The organism is uncultured Gemella sp. (genome assembly GCF_963537375.1).
In the GTDB taxonomy this organism is placed as follows: domain Bacteria; phylum Bacillota; class Bacilli; order Staphylococcales; family Gemellaceae; genus Gemella.
Map to the genome: position 1 here is coordinate 18,151 of NZ_CAUTDQ010000015.1, position 24,640 is coordinate 42,790.

Consider the following 24,640-nt stretch of genomic DNA (forward strand, 5'->3'; position numbering starts at 1 on the left):
TATTTTATTTTTAATACAAATCATCAATTAAAGTATAAGTATTATCTATTTTTATAATTTCACCATCGCAGTCTTTAATTTTTCGTTGTAACGTCCTTTTACTTATACCTAAATATTCCTGTAAATCTTTTGAGGTTGGATATTCTCCTTCTAGTTGTCTAAACTTCTGAATACTTTCAATAATCTGTTTTTTATTAGAAGCTTTATTAATATCTTTTGTTTTACGCTTATCTTTTTTAGGTAGAGTATCAACAGCCTTTTTTCCTACTTCTAGATTTTCAATATATTCTGATGTTACATTGTATAAATATGGAAAATTAAAATAATAGAAATAATCTTCTGATCCATTTTCTTTGGACACTATCTTCAGTTTATAAAATTTCCTTTGATTAACCATTTTTATGAGTTCATCAATTACTGTAACAATCTTTTCTTTTTCATAGTCTTCTAAGAAATTAAGGGTATTTATTCTTTCTTTTAGTTCAATTATCTCATTTTCTAAACCTTGGCTAATATCAAATTTAAAAGTAGTCAAGATTTATGGAATGGTATTTTTTAAATATCCTATTACTTCATCACATTTAATAGTATCTAAATAATAATCAGAAGGATATAATTCTAAAAATTCAATATATACATCACAAAATAAATGTAATTTAGTATATTTAATTTGATTATCTGTTTCTATATTCCCAATTCGTGGGGTAAAATTATCATGTGTAAATACAATAGCAGTATTTAAATTGAAAGCTAATCTAGATAATGTGGTTTTAACTGGAATACTATTATAATTTTGATTTTCTAATTGTGTACATGTATCAATAGTATCAATTATAATTAAATCATATTTTTCAAAACTAGCATTATTTATAAAATTACACAATTCATCAATTTTATTAAAACTTTCGTTTCTAACATCTAAAATTTCTAAATTTTCATTAACCGCTTCATTTCTTCCTAATTTCTCTATTGTTTCCACAACATAACTAAATTTACTACTTGTATTAACAAATAAAACTTTCTTACCACTTACTTTAAATCTATCTAACCAATAACCATTGTTAATTATACTAATAGCTAAACTTATTACAACACTTGTTTTACAACTATTAGGACTACCAACTAAAGCCATTACTTCATGTTTATTTAATAAACTAGTTACTATTTCATCATTATTATTAAATTTTACTTCTTTTAATTTAAATGGTTTTACATCTACCATATTTTCACCCTTTCTATGTATATAGTATTCATAATCACATCACCTCTTTTACATTTCAATTTTTAAAGTATCTTCATCTTTACTGTAGGTATCTTTTAGCTTTTCTAGTACTTTAATCCTTATTTCTAAAGTACTTTTAATTTGTATTTTTAAAATTTGTAAGTCAGTAGGTTTTCCAGTAATTTTCCCAACGTCCAACATTTCGATATATCCTGTTAACACTTTTACTTCTCTATCAATGATTTTATTTCTAAAGGTTTCACTATCTTTTATTTTCTGATATTCTGAAACCATATCTTTAAAGGTTGGTGCCACTGCTAAGTATGTTCCAACAAACGTTAGCAGTAACTCATTATCTTGCTGTAAAGTTTCTAAGGTTACTGCATTATCCTTCTGATTTAATAGTTTTGTTGCAAACTTCTCTAATAACTCTAAACCGTTATAAACCATTTCTTCTGTTGTCCCGTCTTTTATTACCTTTATTTCCATTTTTATTATCTCCATTCTATTTTAATTTTAAGAAGCGGTAGTATTACCACCTTTATTAATCTCTTTGATATGTGCTAGATATTTTATTTTTTTTAAATTGTGTTTTCTCTTAAAAACTTGTTTACTTCACTTTCAAGATAAATGTACTGTCTACCGACTTTAGTTGGTCTTAAACCGCGTCTATTTAGGTCTGATAAGGTATCAACTCCAATTCCTAAGGTTTCACACAGTTCTTTTTGGTTATACCTTTTATCTTGCTTTATTTCATCTTGTAAAATGTCTTTAACTATCTCACGTACTGCCTTAATCACTTCTTGTTCAAATGCTTCACTAAACATATAATCACGCTCCTTTAATAAATGCTATCCATTAGTCTGGCCACTAAAAATATAAATGCTATTATGAATGGTATAAATACCACTGCACAGCAAAAACTATTAATGTATAATTCTTTGTTTTCCATACTTTTAACTCCTTTCTTGTGTTATAATGAAAGAAAGTATTTTTGTTAAATACTTGTCTTTAACCTTTTAAGTAGTTGAGTTGGTAGCTTGGTACTTGAAAGGTTTTTGTACTTTTCTGTACTATTATTTTAAAAAAATAAACTATCAATTGTTTCATCGGGAAAGTATTCCTTGAAAAAGTTCAATAGTGTTACTTTTTCTTTGTCAGTAAATGCCACTAACATTCTTTCTTTACGTCCATATACAACATGGTGGATATTAAGTAATTCACTCATTTCTTTTTGTGTTTTACCTAATGCATATCTATAAGAGCGTACTTTACTTATTTTGATAGGTTGCATTTTAAAAACTCCTTTCTAATATTTAAGTATTTTTCTGTACTTACAATATTAGTTTAGCATTATACTTCTTACCAGTCAAGTACTTTTTTGTACTTTTCTATTTATTTTTATACTTAATTAGTGTATAATGAGGATATAACTTAATTAAAGAGGAATTATATATGAAAATAACTGTAAATAAGAAAGCTGTTGGTTCGAGGATAAAACAAATTAGAATGAATAAAGGTTACACTTTAGAGGCTTTTGGAAAATTGTTTAATGCTAGTAAAGGTAATGTTCAACAATGGGAAAATGGCGTTTCTTTACCTAATAAAGAAAGATTAGCCAGTATTTCAAAAATAGCCGATACGACTGTAAATGAATTATTATATGGTTCTATTGATGAATTTTTGGATAATAATTTAGTTTCTATACTTGAATATCAAACTGGAAACAAAGTATCATCTAATGAAGAATATTCTATTGCTAGACTTCAGTTTAAAAAATGGTTAGAAGATAGATATATTACATTAGAAAATATTAATTACATCTATGATTATATCGATCAAAATAACGCTACATGGAATCCTTGGAATATTGATATTGAGTATTTGAAAACTATGGAAAATATAAGGGTTAATATGCAAAAAGAAACGTATAAACTTGTTGAATTAATCGAAATGTTAACAGAAAAAGATAGAAAACAACTTACCAAAAAAATTATATCAAAACTTAAGACTTATCAATTATCAGATAGTGATAAGAAATATATTCAAAGTTTAGAAAATAACAATAATTAATATTTTCAACCATCAGTTAACAGTTCAAAATGGAAAAATAAGCCATTATGATTACTGATCATCAACTAACAGTTACCTACCACTCAAGAAGCGGTATACTGCATTATTTTTATACACCGTTAGTACAAATATTTAATTTTTCTCACTGTTCGTTCACTGTTCAATTGAAAATTTAGATATTTAAAAACAGAAAGTTTTTCGTAAGAAGCGGTATTTATATATCAATTATATTTTAAATACCTTGAAAAGTTAATCTAATGTATTTTAAATATGCTCTATTATATTTAAAATATCTTCTGTTATATTTGAAATGTACCTAAATAGTTTAAAAATGTAATGAAATATGTTGCAAAAAAGTAAATAAAAGTAAATAAAAGTTGACAAAAGTACAAGAGTAATTTATAATTAAATTAATCAAAGAAATGGACGAGGTTCGTCCCACCTAAAAGCTCTTGTTAATTCAAGGGCTTTTTTGTATTTATTTAGAAAGTTGGCGAAAGAATGAAAGAATTTAAAAATATAAACGAACAAATAGATTTATTAAAATCAAGAAATTTAACTATCATAAATGAAACTACCGCTAAAGAAAACCTAATGTTATATGGTTATTACGAAATAGTAAACGGCTATAAAGATGCTTTACTAGAAGAGAAAGAACAGTATAAAGAGGGAGAAACATTTGAACATCTTTTTTCTTTGTATGTCTTAGATACTAATTTTAAAAATGTTATTTTAAACTCTACTTTAGAATTTGAAACAATATTTAAAACTGCACTAGCTTACACTATTGCTGAAAAGTATGGTGTTCTAGAAAATGAATACTTACAAAGACACAACTATAGAGGTCGTGATTATTTTAGAAAGAATGGAAGTGTGGTTTATCATTTAGATGTATTACTAGAAAAATTTAATAGTATTATAAACGATAATACTCAACCTTTTAAACATTATCGTGAGAAACATAATCACATACCACCGTGGATATTATTCAAAGGGGCTACATTTGGGAATATGTATTACTTTTATAGAGAACAAAAAACAGAAATAAAAAATAAGGTAATAAGTATAATCCTTGGTGTTCCTACTGAAACAGTGAATAAAAGTAATGATTTAAAACAATTATTTTCTGATGGATTATCTTTAATTTATCGTTTCAGAAATAGAACTGCACATAGTGGTAGAATTTACAATTACAAGTCAGAAAAGAGTAAAATACGCTTTAATAATATTTTTCATAACTATTTAGGTATTAGTCCTAAAAGTTATAGATTAGGCTATTGTATAAATGATTTGTACACATTTACAAGACTTTATAATTTTTTAAAATCTGATAATTTAAGCATAAACCTTAACGTTAGAATATCTTTCTATTTGAAAAATCATTTATTAAAATATCCTGATGATAAAGAATATCTGCTAAATGAACTAGGTGTCCCTCAACATTTATTAGATAGTGATATAGATAATATTTTTAGCATTCAATAATTTTCTTAATAAAAAAAGCACCAGTAAACTTACAAGTGCTTTTAGGATCTAATAAAAATGAAAATTATATAAAATGATTTAATACATAGTTTCTTTATTAAAGAATATATACCTATTATACCATATAAATGCTATTATATCAAAGTTTTGTACACTTACTTAAAATTACAAGCCGTTTAAACCGTTTCTAAGCATTCTAATTATCAAAAGGTGTAATTACATTACCTACCCTTTAAAAATCTCACCACGTTCATTATATGATGTGATTTTCACCTAATCATTTATTAATTTCTTTGATATGTGCTAGATAGAAAGGAAATGATAAAAATGATTAAACAATATGAGAAAAACGGAAAGAAATTTTATAAGTTTAGAAATATTTATATAGGTATTGATCCTACTACTGGAAAAGAAATTAGAAAATCAAAGTCGGGATTTACATCAAAAAGGGAAACTGAAATATATATATCAAACTTACGTACAGAATTTGATAATAAAAATTACATCAACAGCAATGATATTAGTTTTCAAGAATTATATGAACTATGGTTTCAAGGATATAAAGATACAGTCAAACCTAGTTCACTTTATGTTACTCAAAACGTGTTAAAGCAAATACTTAATTATTTTGGTAAGATGAAAGTAAAAAAGATAACTACTATTAGTTGTCAGAAGTATTTAAACACTAATAAAGATTTTTCCTATAGTCACATTAAAAAATTGAAAAGTTACACTAGCTTAATTTTAAAGTATGGTGTTAAAATGCAAGTGATCAATTTTAACCCTATGGATAATGCAACTATACCTAAGAGAAAAGAAAATACAAAAAATGAAGATACTTTATACTATACCAAAAGTGAATTAAAACAATTTCTTGATATAGTAGATAGTTACAATAATACTGAATGGAAAACACTATTCAGATTACTAGCTTTTACTGGAGCTAGAAAAGGTGAAATACTAGCTTTAACATGGGAAGATATCGATTTTAACAACAATACTATTGATATAAATAAAACTCTAGCAAGTACAGAAACTGCTGTAGTGGTTCAAACCCCAAAAAGTAAAAGTAGTGTTAGAATTATTTCAATAGATACAGAAACTGCACGTATTTTAAGATTATGGAAATTTAGACAACGTGAAGAATTTTTAAAGGTTGGTATAATCCCAAAAGCAAAACAACTTGTATTTGCTAATAGTGAGAATAATTTTAAATGGATCTTTTTCCCTAATTATACATTAAAGAAAATTTGTGAAGAACATGATTTTAAATTAATTAAAATACATGGTTTTCGCCATACTCATGCTTCTTTACTCTTTGAAAGTGGGAATATGAGTATTAAAGCTGTACAGCACCGTTTAGGCCACTCTGATATACAAACTACTATGAATATATATACTCACGTTACTCAATTACAAAAGGATAATATAGGTAATGATTTTGCTAAATATATGGAAATGTAAAAATGGTCGTTACCGTTTCGTTACATTTATAAAAAAAAGGAAAGCCGAAGTGTCTCAAACGGCTTTCCTATAAGTATTTTAAAAATTATCTTCTTAATCCTAGAGCTTTAATTAATTCACGGTATCTTTGGATATCTTTTTTAATTAAGTAGTCTAGTAAGTGACGACGACGGAAAACTTTTTTAAGTAATCCACGACGACCTGCGTGATCTTTTTTGTGAGTGTTTAAGTGCTCAGTTAAAGCATCGATTTCTGCAGTTAATACTGCGATTTGTACTTCTGGAGAACCAGTATCTGATTCGTGAGTACGGAATTTAGCGATAATTTCTTGTTTTCTTTCTTGACTAATTGCTGCCATTGCAATTTCCTCCATATAATTATATTTTTGCGACCTTAATCCTAGTGTAGAACCTGGAGGGTTTCTATACCACGAATAAGGAACATAAGTAATTGTACACTATTTTTTATAATAATTCAAGAGATAACCCCTAAAATCAGTATATAAATATGATTTTAATAATCTTTTTCTTCAGAAGTTTTTTTATCTAATTTAAGTTGTTCTTTTAGGTGATCAAAACTCTCAAATTTTTGTTCTTTTCTTAAAAATTCATAAAAGAAAATTTCTATTTTTTCACCATAAATATCTTCATCAAAATCTAAAATATGCGTTTCTATAAATTTCTTATTTTTTTCAGTTGAAACAGTTGGATTAAAACCTATATTAGTAATTGACTTATATATTTCACCATGAACTTTTAATTTCGTAATATAAACCCCATTAGTTTCTGGTAAAAGATATTTTTCTGATAATTGAAGATTAGCAGTTGGAAAATTAATAGTTCGTCCTAGCTGTCTTCCCTTTACTACAAGACCAGAAATTGAATAATATCTTCCTGAATATTCTCTATACTTTTGGAATTCTCCATCTCGAACAAATTTCTTCAGAACTGTCGTAGATATTTTTTCTCCATCTATAGTTTGTTCATTTTGAACACTAATTTCTATTCCATTTTCTTCAATTAATTTTGGAGTTCCTAAACCTTTATTTCCAAATCTATAATCGAATCCACAAAATACTTTTTCTATATTTAGTTTTTTCAAAATATTATCTATAAAATCATCAGCAGATAAATTTTGTAATTTTTCATTAAATTCTAAATAATAGACTTCATCTACAGATAGACTTTCTAATAGTTCATTTTTTTTATTTATCGGTGTTAATAACTCTTCACTAGTTTTACCAAAGTACTCTTTCGGGCTTTTATCAAGTGTTATTACAATAGACTTAAAGCCCTTAGTAGCTGCACTTACTGTATCACCTATTATTTTTTGATGCGCATTGTGAATACCATCGAAAAAACCTAATGCAGCCACTCTTTTAGTATTATCTTTTTTTATTTCACTAATATCTGAAATATTAAATATTTCCATCTTCATCTACCTACTCTATTATTTTTGGAAATGTAGTTTTTACAGATAACAATTCATCATCTTCATCTTTCAAATGATATATTGCTATCGCTTCATTTTCATAAGTAAAAACTATTCCATCTGTAAAATCATGATCCGGAAATTGATTTCTTCTAAATCTCAAACCGTTCATTACTTGTTTTGCTCTGAATTTTGGTATTTCTACAAATTTGTATTCTTCTAGAGCATATTCTTTTCTTAGAAGTTTTCCTTCTAATGTTTCATCTTTTAGATGTTGTTCTACCTCAGAGAGCGTTAAACAATTATCTAATGTTATTTCACCACTTCTAGTTCTCGTTAATTTACTCATCGTACTAGGTAAATTTAATTTTTCTCCAATACTTGTAGCTATAGTTCGAACATATGTTCCTTTCCCACAATTTATATCTATAGAAAAATAAAATTTATCATCTTTATAATATTCACTATTTTCAATAAATGTAATATCATAAATATTTACTTTTCTAGTCGGAATTTCCACATCAAATTGGCCACGTCTAGCATACTCATACAATTTTCTACCATTAACTTTAATAGCCGAATATATAGGTGGCTTTTGTTCTATTTCACCAATCATAGACTGTAAAATATTTTTAATTTCTTCTACATTAATATTACTTACTTTACATTCCTCTACAATCTCTCCAGTAAGATCCTCAGTTGTTGTTTTCATACCCAGGCATACTTCAGCTCTATAACTTTTTCCTAAATCCATAGCATAATCACTAACTTTAGTAGCACCACCAAGTAGTAACAACAATACTCCATCCACCTCTGGATCTAATGTCCCTGAATGTCCTATTTTTTTCATTTGAAGAATTTTCCTAGATTTGAACACAACATCATGGCTTGTTACTCCACGTTCTTTATAAATTGGTAAAATACCCTCAAACATTATTTATTATCCTCTTTTTTTAAGCAATCCGGACATAAACCATAGACTTCAAATTTATGTCCATCAATTCTATAACCTTTCAACTCATCAATCTCTAGATTATCACAAACATGTACATGGATAATCTTAGCCTTACCACATCCTAAACAAATATGGTGATGATGGTGATGATCAGGCTCTAAACAACCTATTTTAAAATATTTTTCACCTTTAATTTCTGTTGTTTCTAATATTCCTAATTCTTCATATGTACTTAGATTTCTATATATTGTATCAAAACTCAATCCAGGATACATCTTACCAACTGTTTCAGATACATACTTTGCATTGATATATCTATCTTCTTTTACTAATAGTTCAACCATAGCTTTTCGTTTATCTGTATATTTATATCCTTTTTCTTTCAAAAGTTTCATTATTTTATCAACTTTTTCTTCTGATGTAATCATAAGTAACCTCCTGTACTTTCTATTTTTTAAAGTCCACAAATGCCTTATTTCTTAACATTGCTATTTCATCTTTATAAGGTGCAATATCTTTCTTTTCACCATACCAAGGCGTCTCTAAAATTTTAGGGATATTAGCAAATTCCTCTAGGTGTATAATTCTATTTATTGCATCAAATCCAATTCCACCATATCCAATATTTTCATGGCGATCTTTATGTGCACCTAATGTATTTTTACTATCATTAATATGTAAAACTTGAATTCTATCAAGACCTACTATTTTATCAAATTCTGTAAGTACTCCATCTAAATCATTAACGATATCATATCCACCTTCAAATACATGACAAGTATCAAAAGTTACTGTCAGTTTTTCATTTAGAGTAACTCCATCAATAATTTGAGCAATTTCATCAAATGTTCTACCACATTCACTACCTTTTCCTGCCATAACTTCCAGAGCAATATTAGGTTTCATATCTTTTGTTAAAACTTCGTTTAATCCTTTAATAATACTTGCTATACCTACATCAGCTCCCGCTTTAACGTGTGATCCAGGGTGTAAAACAATATTCTTAGCACCAATTTTTTCTGTTCTTTCTATTTCTAATCTTAAGAAATCAACAGCAAGTTGATAGATTTCTGGTTTTATAGTATTTGCTAAGTTAATAATATAAGGTGCATGTACTACAATATCACTTATATTTTTTTCTTTCATTAATTCATGAGCTTCTTCTATACGTAATTCCTCAATAGGTTTTCTTTTTGTATTTTGAGGAGCTCCAGTATAAATCATAAAAGTATCACTATCATAACTAGCCGCTTCTTTTACAGAACCAAGCATCATCTCTTTTCCTGACATTGATACATGCGATCCAATTTTCAAGTTCTTCATTACTTACCTCTGTTTGCCTTGTTACTACGTTTAGCAAATTTTCTTCTTTCTTTTTGTTTAAGTTTATCCATTTTATATTTATATTTTTTCTTATATCCTGGTTTAACTTTTTTAGAAACTTTTACTTTTGATTTTAGTTTCTCAGTTAGATTATGATCAGCTACAACTTTCTTTCTACTTTGACGTTTGTTTCTGTCTTTAGCTTCAACGAACTCACCATTTCTAATATCTTGGTGATTAAATTCAATACCACGCTTTTCTAAATCTTGTAATTTTTCTTCATCTTTATTGTTATAAATTGTAATACAGTCACCGCTTAATCCAGCACGTCCTGTACGTCCTGCTCTGTGAATAAAGAAATCTAAATCATTAGGAATATTATAGTTAATTACATGACTTACGCCTTCAATATCAATCCCACGACTCATTAAATCACTAGCTACAACATACGTGAAATCTAAATTATTAATTCTTCTTTGCATTTGCTTACGTTCACGTGGTGTTAAATCTCCGTGAAGTACACCTACATTTAATCCTTTAGAAATAAGGTAACTACTTACTTCCTCTACTTCAGTTTTCTTATTAGCAAAGATAAGTGCTAAATAAGGATTAATAACTGTAGTGATTTCGTGTAATTTTTCTAAACGAGATGAACTTTTCTCTGGAATTAAAATATATTCAATTTTACCGAATTTCGCATTATCAACTTCGATATACTGTGCATTTTTCAGATATTTTTTTAAGAAGTGATTCATTTGCGTTGGTATTGTTGCCGAGAATACTAAGAATTGACAATTTTCAGCTGCTCTTTTAGAAATTTTATCAACATCTTCCATGAATCCTAAATCTATCATCATATCGCATTCATCGATTACAAGACTTTCTACTTCTTTAATAGCTAAAGCACTTGCTCTATCCAACTCTAATACACGTGTTGGTGTACCGATAATAATATGTGGAGCATTAGATACTCTTTCAATATCTCTATTTAAATCTTGCCCACCAATACAAAGCGTAATTTTAATATCTTCTTCACTGAAGCTAGCTATATGTAACGCCATATCATATAATTGTCTAGATAGTTCCCTAGTTGGAGCTAAAATAATACTTTGTGTTTTTTTCTTAGCTACATCTAATTTGCTAAAAATTGGTAATAAGAAAGAATGACTTTTCCCACTTCCTGTTTGTGATTTTGCTACAATATTTTTCCCTTTTAATACTGGCGAGAATACTCTCTCTTGAATTTTTGTCGGATTATCGAATCCTAAATCTATTACTGCCTTATTTACAAATTCATTAAATTTATATTGTTCAAATGACTTTGGTAACATTTAAAATCTCCTTCATGATTTTTCTATCTAAATATATGGGAGTTTTTCCCATCTGCAATTTCACACGTGAAATGATTAAAAATAACTTTTTATATTTCACGTCACAATAAACCATCCTTTATTATACTATAAATACATAGAATTAGCTATAAAAAACACCGTATTATTGCCTATTATTCGTTTTCTATAGCTATATTTATATAAATATCATAAAAAAGAAGCACCAAAAATCTAGACTTCTTAGAATCCTATTTTTAAGTTGCTTCTTCTATAATTATCCTAAAAATTTTTTAAAGTTATAAAATATTTAAGGTATAAATTTAATTATTTAAACAGATTCCCTGAAAAACCATCTGTGACTTTAAGAAGTTGTTTAAACACCTTAGTTTTAAGTGAGACTGTATTTCCATAATATTCTTTACCAGTTTTAGTCATTTGGTCTAAATCTTTTTGAACAGCTTCATTAAACATTTGTTGCAGTTGTTCATAAGATGTTATATGAACATTATCAATATCTATCTCAGCAAATCCATGTTTAGCTTTCTCTAAAACTTCACCATACCAGTGTTTTTTCCATGCTTCAAGAGTTTCAAATGCTCCTTTAGATACTTTTTTAATAATGTACTTATCACTTAAAGTTGGTAGTTTTTCTTTATTAGCTGCATCTTTATATTTATTAGATACATATCCAATAAATCCATCCTCATAACCATAATATCCCCACATACGGAATGCATTATGTTTAAACGATAATGAACCCGGTGCACCATCACTTGTATTACCTCCAAACACCCCCATCATCATATTTACATTTACATATGATGAGTTCGGAGTAAAGTCTTCTGGTCTATAAAGTCCATTACCCGGATTTCCATGTTTTGTAATAAAGTTATTTTCTACTAAATCATTGATCCCTTGTATTTCTTTACTTCTTTCTTCAGAATTCAAATCACGAACTCTATCCCATTGGTTAGGTGCTTTTAATTTATTTAAACCATCGCTAGTTGGTGTTCTCATTTCTTTATCGACTTTCTTAAACCACTTACTATTATCTTTAAGTTTTTTACTGATTACAGCATCAGCTTCTAAGTGATCTAACATCATCATAGCCTCATTATAATTTTTCATATAATGATCTATTTGAGCACGTGTTTGAAGTTTAGTTGGATCATAATCATACAATTGATCCCCATCATTTTGACGAACATACGCCATATTCAATCCTAATGCTCCATATTCACCATTTGTCGTTGATTTATCAGGCGTTTGTAGCATCCCTTGTGCAAATGCCTCAAGGAATGTACCTTCACGATGCCAATGCCCACCATAGTAAAGCATACGGTCATTTACGTGAGTAGTTTCATGGGTAAACGCTGAAATACCAAATGGACTAATCATGTCTGTTACCATAAAGAATACCGCATCGTCTTCATATGGTCTTCCATATATTCTTGCCATAGCTCCCATTCTACCATCCGTATTATGGTATCTCCATGTTGGTCCATACAACTCACGTACAGGAGCTACTACATCAATACCATTATTAGCATATCCATAGCGATTAGTTCCACCTCTATAACTTTGGTTATCCCAAACTGAGGTTGGCACCATATTATCACTCTTCAATAATCTGTTACGCACATCTGGTAATGCTAGACGAGACCAAAAGTCTAAGTATCTTTGCTGTGCATTTGCTACTTCATCAATTTTAGCTTTAAATTGATTTCGTTCTTCTTCAGTATATTTTCCATATTTTTCGAAAGAACTATATGCTAAAGTATTATATGTTGAGATTAAGAATATATGAGCATTTTTCAAATTCAGTAATGGTAATATCATACGACCATGTATATTATTATTTAATCCGTCATAAGCTCTATGTTTTTTATTTACAAAATCTTGTGTAGTAGTTGTCGGTTCAGAAATATAAACATTTTTTTCTGTCGTGTGTTTAAACCAGTCATTTAAATTCGTATCTTCTGTAAATAAGCGCATATTATAGTTTAAGAATTCATGTAAATTCCCCTTACCTGTACCACTTGCAATAACTTCTCTATAAGCATCATGCGTACGATCACCTTTTATGTAACTTTCCTTAGAACCAATTTTGATAAGTCTATCAATCACATCAACATTTTTCCCATAGAAATCTGGTTTGAAAGTCATCATGTCTTTTATATTCATACCGTTATATTTAATTCCGTAATATCTATTTAGATATGTTAATCCAAGCATAATATTAGTTTTATTTAATTCTATTTTTTTAATCAATGCGAGTTTAGCAGACGCATCATCATTTAATTGATGGTCTTCATTTTCTAAAAGTTTCTTAACAAACTTATCAATATTATCTCTAACTTCTTTGAAGCTTTCTTCTAAGAATAAATCACGAATATATCCATTTTGACGTGCTTCACTATTTGCTGTAGGATCTTTTTTAGTATCTCTCTTATCAAGAATATTGCGAACAGCTTGAGATTGTAACTCTACAGATAATAATGATTCTTTAACTTTAGCTTCTATATCATCTCTATTTTTGATAACAATATTCGGTGTATATACTATATCTCTTAAATTTTCAATACTATATTCCTTAACTTGCGCCACTGGAGAATCTTTAACTGAAATATTGAACAATTCTTTTGTACCATCAGCATAATGAATCATAATTTTGTTCATATCTGAAGAGTCTGTAACAAAATCTGTATCCTTCATAGCAGTGACAGATAATACTTTTTTAGTTAATAGGTTTGAACCTGTTGGAATCTTATTACCTTGATTAACAATCCAGTCTTTGTTATAGAATGGTTGTAGTTTTTCTATATTACGATATACTAATTCTCTAGTTTTATCATAATCTTGAATTGAGCTATACTCATTATCAGTTGAAACTTTATTATTAAGCTTATCAACTAGTAACTGTGGCGCTTCATAATCAGCTGCTGTAATTTGATAGCTCGCTACTCTTCTAACTGCTTCTTCTTCAGTTATCTCTTTAAGTTTATTTGAATTCCTATAAGAAGTATTTCCCGTGCTTATACCTTTAACACTTACTACATTTTTCACATAAGGATAAGCAAAATCATCATCGTCAATATCTCCTGAACCATATAATTTTTCACCATTTTCTACTTTAACATAACTTACAACATCTTCCACTAATCCATAAGGCCAGTTTTTTGATATTACCCCACCTGTTTGAACATTATTATTTAGATTTATTGTTCCTTTTGCTACAGCTTTTTTAATGTATCCTTTTTTGTTAACGTCGAATCTATTATCACCTCTTGCTAGTGTTGATACTAAAGCGGAACCTCTTGCTTTACCACCAGTTATCTCGACATTTACATAAACTCTTTCAACATTTGCTTTTCTTTGATTATTAATTAAACCAGATGCACTCCACCCTTTTGTTCCTGTGGCTTTTATTTTTCCAATAACAGCAACATTTGTCATAGTACTACCGTCATCTAAATCATTTACTATTCCAGCAGCGTCATTTCCTGCAATAATACTTCCTGTTACTTTAATATTTTCTATCACAGTATTTTTAGCCGATTTTGCTATTGTCGCTACTTGATCTACATTTGGTTTATTTATGTTTACATTAGAAAAAATTAAATTTTTTATTGTTCCATTCTCTATTTCATTAAATAATGGATGCTCTAAATTATGAATTGCATATTTAATATTTTCATCTGCACTAATTAATGTTCCTGTAAATTTTTTAGTTACATATGATTTACCATTTGGGGTAACATTAGTAGCGTTTAGATTTTGACCTATTTTGAATATACCTGTTGGATTTTCTTGCATATCCCGTATTAATTCATTGAAATTGTAATATACATTTTCAATTTTTGATTTAGGTTTCGCTATATAATAAGAATAAATATCATTAATTTTATCCTCACTTGTTCTCTGTACTAAATCTCGTGCTTTAGCACTAACTTTGTAAAATATGTCTTCCCCTATTCTTACTTCTTCAATTTTATCAACAGCAAGTTTTGTAGTTTTATTATCATTAGAAGTAACTTTCAAGTAGTATTCTTTTATCTTATCAGGAATAGAATTCAGTAAACTACTATCAATTTCTTCTCCTTGTTCGTTAACGTGTATCAGACTCGTTTCTTTAATATCTTTTACTTCTACTTTTTTAAGATCTAACCTCAACGGTTTCTCTTCTAAGGTAGTTTCTTCATCACCTTTTCCTCGATTATATACCATTTTAGTTGTAATTGTATAATCTTTGTAAAATTTTAATTTATCAGCAATTTCTGTTAATTTGTCTTTTGTTAAATCAAAATGTTTAATTACTTCATTACCATCCTTAATTTCTGCTACAATTGATTTTATTTCAACTTCATCATTATTTTCCAAACTGTAAGTAAGGTCAGCAGAACGATCCATAACATGCTTTTCAACATTAACTAATTTAAGAATTGGTGCTGTTTTTTCTATTGGTTTAGCTGGCTCGTTTGTTTCTGGATTATTATTAGGAGCTGTTACAGGTGAGTCATTCGAAGTTACTGGTGGAAGACTTGGTTTTTCTGAATTTCCAGATGTCGGTTCATTAGAAATCCTTGGAGGAATAATTGGTGTTACTTCACTTGGAGTTTCAATTGCTGGTGTACTTGGTGTTACTTCACCCGATGTCGCTGGTTTAGTAGGTGCTGGCTCGTTTATCGTTTGTGTTCCAGATACTGGTGTACTTGGTGTTACTTCACCCGATGTCGCTGGTTTAGTAGGCACTGGTTCGTTTGTCGTTTGTATTCCAGATACTGGTGCACTTGATGTTACTTCACCTGGTGTTACTGGTTTAGCTGGGGTTGGTTGACTCGGTGTTGCCGCTTCGGCTAGCTTTGGCTCATCTTGTGTTGACGGTATTCCAACTTCTTGTTGATTCGATATAGCAGGTCTCGTATTTTTATTTTCTGAATTTATTTTACCTTCCGGATTCTCCGGTTGTATTAACGCTTCACCTTTCTCGCTTACCACCCCTTCCGGATTCTCCGACTGTACTAACGCTTCGCCTTTCTCACTCACCACACCTTCTGGGTTCTCCGGCTGTACTAATGCTTCACCTTTCTCACTCACCACTCCTTCTGGTTTCTCTGGCTGTACTAATGCTTCGCCTTTCTCACTTACCACTCCTTTCGGATTCTCCGGCTGTACTAATGATTCACCTTTCTCACTTACCACCCCTTCTGGGTTTTCTGGTTGAACTAACGCTTCACCTTTCTCACTTACCACCCCTTCTGGGTTCTCGGGCTGCACTAACGCTTCGCCTTTCTCACTTACTACCCCTACTGATTTTTCTGGTTGGACTAATGATTTACCTTTTTCTGCTTCTACAGTACCTACAGCAATAACTTTATTAACAACATTCTTAGTAATAGAGGTTTTAATGATTCTACTAGTCTCTTTGCCATCAACCATAATTACTTCGCTAAATACCACTTTTTCTCCATTAACACCATCATTAAGAACTTTAGTAACCCCTTTAGGTAATGTATTATCATATCTTATAATCGTTTCAAAAGGGATAACTTCCGTGACTGTTCGAAGTTCTGGTTTATTTATAGATAAATTAAATACACCATCCTCTGGCATCGTTTTATATTCAATATTGGGTTTCACAACTACATTTTGTTTTAAAGATTCTTTTTTAATTTCTTCTTCTTTTTTTGATTGTGCTGAACTCGTATTTTTTTCTATTTCTATTCTTTGTTGTTTTGAAATCTCACTATTTTCTACTTCAGTTTTCAATTGTGATGAATTCTCTTTTTTTTCTACTTTAGTTAACGACTTTTCTTGTTTAGTAGAGACAACCTCTTCAACTGGAGTTTTCATTTTTTGAGGAAGAATATTTTTAAAATCGTGAGAAAACTCTTTTAAATCACTCTGTGTGAAAAATCCCATATATTTGTAGCCATCTATATGAATTATACCTTTAGCAAGTTCAGCAGAATTAGTTATTGTTGTTTTTATGTTGTATTGAACTAAATCTTTATTCTCTAAAGCAAATGAATGATACGGTACTATAACACTCTGTCCCAAAGTCCCAATCAAAACTACACTAAGTACTTTATTTCTATATTTTTTTGATATCAAAAAAACTACTAAAACAGCTGAGCCTAGACCTAAACCAGCGAGTGGAAGTGAGCTTTCTCCTGTATTAGGTAATGATTTCACCTCTGGTGTAACATTATTAGAAAGTCGATCTATTTTTCTATAAACCATATAGTACGTTTCGTTGTTTTTCAAATCACTCGGTATTCTATCTTTAATTAAACTTTTTTCCGATTCTGTAAGTTCATTTTCAGTTAGATAAGTATAATTAACATTTATACCATTGTCACTTGCATAAGCTTTAGTCGGCATATAATTTCCAAATATTAAAGCCCCAATAACAATAGGTGCAGCCCCAAATGATAATTTTCTAATTGAAAACTTTAAAATTTTATTATTTTTATTTTGTGTTCTCATAAAAATCTGCTCCTAAATACATATTATTACAATTTTATTCTATCAAAAAAATATATCTATTACAATTTAGCCTTTATCTAAATACACAACTACAATTAATAACTTTTTTATTTACAGATAGTAAAAATGATGCTCTATTTCCCCTGTTAATACATAAATACAATACAATTACTTTTAGAAAACACAAAGATATACATATACTAAATAATTAATTCCAAATGAAAAAGGAACGTCCACCAATATGATGATTAAAAAAATCATTACTGGTAAATCGCTCCTTATAACCTTTATTAGATATAATACTCTAAGACTGATTAAAATTATTTCTTTATGTTAATCTGAGTTTTTTTATCTTCTTAACAGTTTAAATTAATTCTTTTTATCTTATCTCTAGAGTTCTCTTAATTACAATAATTAAAATAAAATTTTAGCATTTAGCCCTTTACTTAATTATATTATTTTACTATCTCAATTCCTGAGCTTGTTCCTAATCTTTCAGCTCCTAAGTCAACATATTTTTGAGCAGTTTCTTTATCTCTAACTCCACCACTCGCCTTAACTTTAGCATTATCTCCGACTACAGATTTCATTAATTTTACATCTTCATAGGTTGCACCACCAGTTCCAAATCCTGTTGATGTTTTAACAAAATCAGCTTTGGCAACTAGTGATAATTCACAAGCTTTTACTTTTTCTTCGTCAGTTAAATAACATGTTTCGATAATAACTTTCAAGATATTATCACCAATCGCTTCTTTAATTAGGCGAATTTCATTCTCTACATAATCGAACTCACCATCTTTTAATTTTGCAACATTAATAACCATGTCTATTTCACTTGCACCATTTTCGATTGCTTCTTTTGCTTCAAAAACTTTTGATGCTGTTGTCATTGCTCCTAATGGAAATCCAACAACTGCCGCTACTTTAACATCAGTACCTTGTAAAAGATGCTTAGCATCTACAACGTAACAACCATTAACACAAACACTATAAAATTCATGTTCAATAGCTTCTTCACATAATTTTTGGAGATCGGCATTACTTGCCGTAGCTTTTAAGATTGTATGATCAATATATTTATTTAATCCCATTTTTTACCTCTATTCTATTATTTCTAATATATTTTTAATATTTTCTATTTTTTCATTTCCAATAACATAAGCATCTAATAGCATATTTTTACTAGATTCTACATTCTTATCATCATTGTAATAAATTTCAGCGATAAGATCTCCTTTTTCTACCTTATCTCCTACTTTTTTCTTAAGCTCTATTCCTACAGCATGATCTACTTCATCTTCTTTTGTTGCACGACCTGCTCCTATTACCATAGCTGCTTTACCTACTTCTTCAGCTTTAATCTTAGTAACATATCCATCCTCTTGCGCAAATACTTCTAATACTGATTTTGGTGTTGGTAATAACTCATAATTATTTACGACTTCACCGTCTCCACCACTCAGTTCTATAAACTGTTTTAATAATTCTAAAGCACGACCATTATTAATAACTTCATCTATTTTTTCACTAGCTTCTTCGAATGTCTCTACTTCACCTTTATGTTTTAACGCTAGATAAACAATTTCATATACAACTTCCTTAAGATCACTTGACCAATTTCCTTTTAAAGCCTCGATACCTTCAATTATTTCATTAGCATTACCGATATTATATCCTAAAGGTTCTTCCATATTAGTCAAAACAGCTATTGTTTTTCTACCGACGCTATTACCGATTTCTACCATTCGACGTGAGAGTTCTCTTGCATCTTCAATAGTCTTCATGAAAGCACCATCTCCAACTTTAACGTCAAGAATAATTAAATCTGATTGAATAGCTAATTTTTTACTCATAATACTACTAGCGATTAATGGAATGCTGTCAACTGTTGCAGTAACATCACGTAAGGCATAGATTTTTTTATCTAATGGAACAATATTATCACTATAACCCATTAATCCAACTCCAGTTTTACTTGCAACTTCTACTAGTTCTTCTTTTGTAGTACTAAATTTAAAGTTTCTAATAGACTCAAACTTATCTATTGTACCTCCTGTATGACCTAGACCTTTTCCTGAAAGTTTAGTTGTAGCCATTCCTACAGCTGATAAAATTGGCCCTAAAACAACTGTTACTTTATCTCCAACACCACCAGTAGAGTGCTTATCTACTAAATAATGATCTAAATTATCAAAGAAAATAGTATCCCCTGAATCTCTCATTGTTAATGTGAAGTTTGTAAGTTCATCTTTAGTCATATTATTAAAATATACCGACATTAAAAATGAACTCATCTGATAATCTGGAACTTTACCTGAAAGATATCCTTCCAGTAAAAACTCTATTTCGGCTTTCGTTAGCTCATTATTTTTTTTCTTTTTATCTATGATATCAACAACTCTCATAGCTAATCTCCTTACTTATTGATTTAATTAAAATAGAAAAATAAACTTTACATTATTAGTTAATTCATCTAGAAATCATTGCAGTAAAAATTTGTCATTCTATACTTCTCATTTTCTATATATATGTTATTAGAGATCTCTAGTATCTGCAAACTTTTCTTATCTTTCAATATTTTATATAATTCTTTTTGATCTTTTTTACTATATACTATTTTATCACGAATCATGTACATTTTGTAGCCTAATAATATTAATGTATAATTTTTGTGCTTAAATAACATACAAAATAATAAATAAAAGATAAATACAAGTATAGCTATTTTAAAAATAAATTGAACTTTTTGATTTATAATTAAAAATGTAATAATTATCATCAAAACTAAATAATAGTAATCTATTCCTTTTTGTTTAGAGAGTTCTTTCTTGCTACAAAAGAATATATTTGTAGGTTTACTACCATTTTGAATAATTAAAGAAAAAATAGAAATTATTATTAATATTGTAGTCAATAACATATCGTCCAAATCTTGTTTTACAAAGGTATAAATAAGTAAAACAAAATAAAGAGGCATAAATGAATAGATACAATAACTAATATAGTTAAATGATTTTTTCATCTTATACCTCCTATTTATTATCTTTTACTCTTTGGTTTAGACAGAATCTCTGAAAAAATTATATCATTAACAACTTTTTCTTTATCAAAAGTTAAAGAATTTGAAAATATTTCTTTTTCTCTATCTACTATAACTCTTTGTTTTTTCTCAAAAGATTTACGAGTTAGAGTTTGCTGATTTGTTACGGGATTTTCTTTTTGCTGTTGAGCTTTAGACGCAATATTTTTTACCTTTGTCTTACTCTTCTTAACTTTCTTAATAGGCTCCTTTTTAGTTTTATTATTTTCTCTTACTTTATCAATAATAAATGAAACTAATAGAAAGATTAACGGGATGTATAAACTACTCATCTTCCCCTCCTAGAGTTCCTATTAAGATACTCGTTAGCAATTAATCCACGAACTATATTTTCTTGTGTAAACTCTAATTTTTTTGAATTCTCTTGAACAACACTAGTATTATCGAAATTTCTCTGCATTGAAAATTTATTTTTACCTCTATTATAATTTTCATTATAATATTGTTGATATTTATTTATAGATGTACTATCAACTTGTTGTTCATAAATATCTTCTTCGTATACTTGCTGATTACTTAATGAACTTTGTCTATTTCTAAGAGCATTAGAGTCTTTATCGTTAGCTTCTTTAATTCTTTTCATCTCTTCAACAGCCTTTAAAGCCTGTGCTCGAGCATTGTCTAATTCCATTTGTTTTGAATTATCTAAATTTTTTCTGTATCTTTTACTGTCAGAAGCAAAAACAATTACGAAAATAGCAAAAATTATGATAAATGTTATTGGTGCTGCGAAAATTAAAAATGACATTTCACATCCTCCTTTTTATCTAATTATTTACCTGCTCCTGTGTCAGGTTGTGACATTCGTTTAATTGAATCTCTCATACCTGTATCAGCTTCTAAATTTTTATAATTCATATAATCCATTATACCTAGATTACCTTGTTGGAAAGCTTTAGCCATAGCAAGTGGTAGTTCTGCTTCTGCTTCTACTACTTTTGCTCGCATCTCTTGGATTCTTGCTTTCATTTCTTGCTCAGCTGCAACTGCCATTGCACGACGTTGTTCTGCTTTAGCTTGAGCAATATTCTTATCAGCAATAGCTTGCTCAGTTTGTAAGTTTGCTCCGATATTTTGACCGATGTCAACATCCAAAATATCAATCGATAAGATTTCAAATGCAGTACCTGCATCTAAACCTTTATCTAAGATTGTTTTAGAAATACGATCAGGATTTTCTAAAACTACTGTATGTGACTCCGAAGAACCGATTGTTGAAACGATACCTTCACCTACACGGGCGATAACTGTTTCTTCTCCAGCTCCCCCTACTAAACGTTCAATGTTTGCACGAACAGTAATTCTTGCTTTCGCTTTTACTTCGATACCGTTAATTGCAACACCAGCGATATATGGAGTTTCAATAACTTTCGGGTTAACACTCATTTGAACGGCTTGAAGAACATCACGTCCTGCTAAGTCAATAGCTGCACAACGTTCAAATGTTAAACTTACTATATTAGCTCTGTGGGCTGCGATAAGAGCGTTAATTACTCTATCTACATTCCCCCCTGCTAAATAGTGACTTTCCAATTGATTAATAGTAACTGCCAATCCTGCTTTGTGAGCTTTAATCATCGGATTAATTACTCTACTTGGAATAACACGTCTTAATCTCATACCAACAAGTGTGAAGATACTTACCTTAACACCTGCGGCAATCGCACTAATCCAAAGACCAAGTGGAAAGAAAGTAAAGAATATCGATAGCACAATCAGCACTACTACCACAATAATACCTGTAAATACTAATTCCGGCATAATACTACCTCCTTATTTTATTTATATTTTCTTAACAACTATACGCATTCCTTCAACACGTATAATTTCAATTTCATTACCTTTTTCTATAAAGTCTCCATCAGTAACTACATCCAATTTTTCATCGCCAAATACAGCGACTCCTGCAGGACGTAAATCTGTATATGCTTGAAGTTTCTTACCTACAAGTTCTAATCTACTTTCACTTGCTACGTAGCCACCTTCTGTTGAGATAGCATCAGTTAATACAAGTCTATCTAGAAAAACCAACTTTTTATGGAAAACACTTCTATTTACATAATACAGTATAACTGCAAGTATTAGAGAAACTATTAAGATAAATGCAATATAATATGTTGATTTATTTACATAAATTATTGCATATACTACGGTAATGATACCTACAGTACCCACAATTCCTCCTGGGACAAACATTTCAAGTCCTATTAAACAAAGTCCACCAATGAACAGCAATAGAACAAAAATACTAAGTCCTGTAGAATAAGAATGCAAGGCAATATATGTCGCTAAACTTACTATTGACAATATTCCAAATAAATTAAATTTTCTTGAAAATAGTTGTTGACAGAAAGTTAATGACATAGTAATTAAAAGAATCCAATCGAGAGACATCATTAAATTCATATGTAATCACCTCATTTTTGTATATTCTTTTTCTAGATATTCTAGCAATTCCTCCCTTGTAAATATGTTTCCATGACCAGGAAGTGCATATTCAAAATCAAGAATTGATATTCTATCTATATAATCACGGAGCTTCTGCTTATTATATGCCATCGGTTTAGTATAGTAGTTTTTAGCATGACTATCTCCTAAAAACAATAGTTTTTCCTCTGGAATATAAATTAAAAATGCATCATTAGAATGTGAGTTATCATTATATATACAATTTATTTTAACTCCACCAAGATTCAAATTGAAATCAGCCATTTTTGGCATATCTGGTATTCTAATTTTTATTTCATTATTTTCATAAACTCTTTTTATTACATCCGCACTATATTTTATTTCAGTTCCATCTTTTACCCTTTGATACAGACTCTCATCATCCCACTTAAGTTGTGATAACTCAATTAAAGAGTCTCTAGCTCTATCTGTAGAGATTACTGGAATATCTAGATAGGCCGCTCCAAAGCTATGATCCCAGTGATGATGGGTTAATATTACATAACTTGGCATCGGTAAATCATTTTCTTTTAATTCATTTAGAAAATTCTCCACTTGGGTAGGTCCATTTCCTGAATCTAACATTACAGAAAAATATTCACCTTTTAAATAACCAAGTGTCGGTTCTAAATACATATATCTTTGTTTTGTATAATAAAATCTATCTGAAAATTTAATTAGCATCCTTTTTACTTCCTTTTGATTATAGGTATATTATAACATACCTAATAATTATTTACAAACCAACTAAATTAAATAAATAGCTGTAACAAGAGGCTTTACAGTCTATTTCAGGTTACACTTCAAGTTTAGAAAATATAAAATCAACTCCATAATCGACAAAATACACCAAAAATTCTAGGTAATATATAGATACTACCTAGAATTTTTTCTTTTTTATATAAAAGTATACTTACTTCAGTTTTCTACTTGTTTTTACGACGTTTACTCGCTGCCAGTAATCCACCAAACAACGCTAAACCTAAACCTGCTAATCCAGTGTTAGTTTCAGTTGTTCCTGTGTTAGCTAAACGTTTAGCTTGTGCTTTAGGAGTAGCTACAGTAACTTTTCTGAAGATATGACGGATGTTTCCATTTTCGTCAACTACAGTTCTTACGAATTCATATCCTGGAATATTTTCTTTTGGTTGTTTTCCTTTCTTAGTTGAACGGATTTCTTTACCATTTTCATCTACATATGAAGTTTCTTTTTCCGTCACTTCAGGAGTTGGTTTATTTGGTTCACCTGGTTTGTTTGGTTCACCTGGTTTGTTTGGTTCACCTGGTTTGTTTGGTTCACCTGGTTTGTTTGGTTC

The 24,640-nt window shown here is 29.3% G+C and carries 24 protein-coding genes; 3 read left to right on the forward strand and 21 right to left on the reverse strand.

The window, feature by feature from the left end; genetic code table 11:
• Window positions 1-10 precede the first annotated feature (10 nt).
• From RYK99_RS04195 to RYK99_RS04215, 5 genes are all read right to left on the reverse strand, one after another.
• Entirely contained in the window at window positions 11-535 is a 525-nt protein-coding gene (locus RYK99_RS04195; RefSeq protein ID WP_314990409.1) for a hypothetical protein, read from the reverse strand.
• A 3-nt stretch (window positions 536-538) separates the two neighbouring features.
• Complete coding sequence (locus tag RYK99_RS04200; RefSeq protein WP_314990411.1) at window positions 539-1,222, reverse strand: AAA family ATPase; 684 nt, start codon at window positions 1,220-1,222, stop codon at window positions 539-541.
• A 48-nt stretch (window positions 1,223-1,270) separates the two neighbouring features.
• The gene (locus RYK99_RS04205) at window positions 1,271-1,726 is read right to left on the reverse strand and encodes a hypothetical protein (protein ID WP_314990413.1); all 456 of its coding nucleotides are present in this window, start codon (window positions 1,724-1,726) and stop codon (window positions 1,271-1,273) included.
• Window positions 1,727-1,803: 77 nt separating this feature from the next.
• Complete coding sequence (locus tag RYK99_RS04210; RefSeq protein ID WP_314990415.1) at window positions 1,804-2,049, reverse strand: helix-turn-helix domain-containing protein; 246 nt, start codon at window positions 2,047-2,049, stop codon at window positions 1,804-1,806.
• Between the two features lie 254 nt (window positions 2,050-2,303).
• Complete coding sequence (locus tag RYK99_RS04215) at window positions 2,304-2,516, reverse strand: hypothetical protein (protein ID WP_314990417.1); 213 nt, start codon at window positions 2,514-2,516, stop codon at window positions 2,304-2,306.
• A gap of 161 nt (window positions 2,517-2,677) precedes the next feature.
• Between RYK99_RS04215 and RYK99_RS04220 the strand changes: the two genes are divergently transcribed.
• The 3 genes from RYK99_RS04220 (at window position 2,678) to RYK99_RS04230 (ending at window position 6,244) form a co-directional block, all read left to right on the forward strand.
• Complete coding sequence (locus tag RYK99_RS04220) at window positions 2,678-3,295, forward strand: helix-turn-helix transcriptional regulator (RefSeq protein ID WP_314990419.1); 618 nt, start codon at window positions 2,678-2,680, stop codon at window positions 3,293-3,295.
• Window positions 3,296-3,796: 501 nt separating this feature from the next.
• Entirely contained in the window at window positions 3,797-4,780 is a 984-nt protein-coding gene (locus RYK99_RS04225; RefSeq protein WP_314990421.1) for an Abi family protein, read from the forward strand.
• 327 nt (window positions 4,781-5,107) lie between these two features.
• Window positions 5,108-6,244 carry a tyrosine-type recombinase/integrase gene (locus RYK99_RS04230; RefSeq protein ID WP_314990423.1) on the forward strand — a complete coding sequence of 379 codons (1,137 nt, stop codon included), beginning with the start codon at window positions 5,108-5,110 and terminating at the stop codon, window positions 6,242-6,244.
• A gap of 85 nt (window positions 6,245-6,329) precedes the next feature.
• Here the strand turns inward: RYK99_RS04230 and rpsO are convergent, their stop codons facing one another.
• The 16 genes from rpsO to RYK99_RS04310 all read right to left on the reverse strand — a co-directional run.
• A complete protein-coding gene (gene rpsO / locus RYK99_RS04235) occupies window positions 6,330-6,602 on the reverse strand; it encodes a 30S ribosomal protein S15 (RefSeq protein WP_003146386.1) in 273 nt (90 codons plus the stop codon).
• Between the two features lie 155 nt (window positions 6,603-6,757).
• Window positions 6,758-7,675: a bifunctional riboflavin kinase/FAD synthetase gene (locus RYK99_RS04240; RefSeq protein ID WP_314990425.1), complete on the reverse strand. Its 918-nt coding sequence runs from the start codon at window positions 7,673-7,675 to the stop codon at window positions 6,758-6,760.
• 10 nt (window positions 7,676-7,685) lie between these two features.
• Window positions 7,686-8,609, reverse strand: a complete 924-nt coding sequence (gene truB, locus RYK99_RS04245) for a tRNA pseudouridine(55) synthase TruB (protein ID WP_314990427.1) — start codon at window positions 8,607-8,609, stop codon at window positions 7,686-7,688.
• Window positions 8,609-9,058, reverse strand: a complete 450-nt coding sequence (locus RYK99_RS04250) for a Fur family transcriptional regulator (protein WP_314990428.1) — start codon at window positions 9,056-9,058, stop codon at window positions 8,609-8,611. The genes truB and RYK99_RS04250 overlap by 1 nt, the downstream gene beginning before the upstream one ends.
• A gap of 19 nt (window positions 9,059-9,077) precedes the next feature.
• Window positions 9,078-9,953 carry a deoxyribonuclease IV gene (locus RYK99_RS04255; protein ID WP_314990430.1) on the reverse strand — a complete coding sequence of 292 codons (876 nt, stop codon included), beginning with the start codon at window positions 9,951-9,953 and terminating at the stop codon, window positions 9,078-9,080.
• Window positions 9,953-11,284: a DEAD/DEAH box helicase gene (locus RYK99_RS04260; protein WP_048803064.1), complete on the reverse strand. Its 1,332-nt coding sequence runs from the start codon at window positions 11,282-11,284 to the stop codon at window positions 9,953-9,955. Before RYK99_RS04260 ends, RYK99_RS04255 begins: the two co-directional genes overlap by 1 nt.
• Before the next feature lie 324 nt (window positions 11,285-11,608).
• The gene (locus RYK99_RS04265; protein WP_314990433.1) at window positions 11,609-17,773 is read right to left on the reverse strand and encodes a ZmpA/ZmpB/ZmpC family metallo-endopeptidase; all 6,165 of its coding nucleotides are present in this window, start codon (window positions 17,771-17,773) and stop codon (window positions 11,609-11,611) included.
• 455 nt (window positions 17,774-18,228) lie between these two features.
• Entirely contained in the window at window positions 18,229-18,867 is a 639-nt protein-coding gene (gene deoC, locus RYK99_RS04270; RefSeq protein WP_314990435.1) for a deoxyribose-phosphate aldolase, read from the reverse strand.
• Window positions 18,868-18,876: 9 nt separating this feature from the next.
• On the reverse strand, window positions 18,877-20,181 hold the full coding sequence (locus tag RYK99_RS04275; protein WP_314990437.1) for a thymidine phosphorylase: 1,305 nt from the start codon (window positions 20,179-20,181) through the stop codon (window positions 18,877-18,879).
• A gap of 68 nt (window positions 20,182-20,249) precedes the next feature.
• A complete protein-coding gene (locus RYK99_RS04280; RefSeq protein ID WP_314990439.1) occupies window positions 20,250-20,798 on the reverse strand; it encodes a hypothetical protein in 549 nt (182 codons plus the stop codon).
• Between the two features lie 17 nt (window positions 20,799-20,815).
• On the reverse strand, window positions 20,816-21,148 hold the full coding sequence (locus RYK99_RS04285) for a hypothetical protein (RefSeq protein WP_314990440.1): 333 nt from the start codon (window positions 21,146-21,148) through the stop codon (window positions 20,816-20,818).
• Window positions 21,145-21,624 carry a crotonobetainyl-CoA--carnitine CoA-transferase gene (locus tag RYK99_RS04290; protein ID WP_314990442.1) on the reverse strand — a complete coding sequence of 160 codons (480 nt, stop codon included), beginning with the start codon at window positions 21,622-21,624 and terminating at the stop codon, window positions 21,145-21,147. Before RYK99_RS04290 ends, RYK99_RS04285 begins: the two co-directional genes overlap by 4 nt.
• Before the next feature lie 23 nt (window positions 21,625-21,647).
• Window positions 21,648-22,637, reverse strand: coding sequence for a flotillin-like protein FloA (floA, locus tag RYK99_RS04295; protein WP_204644281.1), 990 nt, complete (start codon window positions 22,635-22,637; stop codon window positions 21,648-21,650).
• A gap of 21 nt (window positions 22,638-22,658) precedes the next feature.
• A complete protein-coding gene (locus RYK99_RS04300) occupies window positions 22,659-23,282 on the reverse strand; it encodes an NfeD family protein (RefSeq protein WP_003146404.1) in 624 nt (207 codons plus the stop codon).
• 6 nt (window positions 23,283-23,288) lie between these two features.
• Window positions 23,289-24,008, reverse strand: coding sequence for an MBL fold metallo-hydrolase (locus RYK99_RS04305; RefSeq protein ID WP_314990446.1), 720 nt, complete (start codon window positions 24,006-24,008; stop codon window positions 23,289-23,291).
• A 242-nt stretch (window positions 24,009-24,250) separates the two neighbouring features.
• Window positions 24,251-24,640, reverse strand: a 390-nt coding sequence (locus RYK99_RS04310) for an LPXTG cell wall anchor domain-containing protein (RefSeq protein WP_314990448.1), incomplete at its 5' end; no start/stop codon positions are given.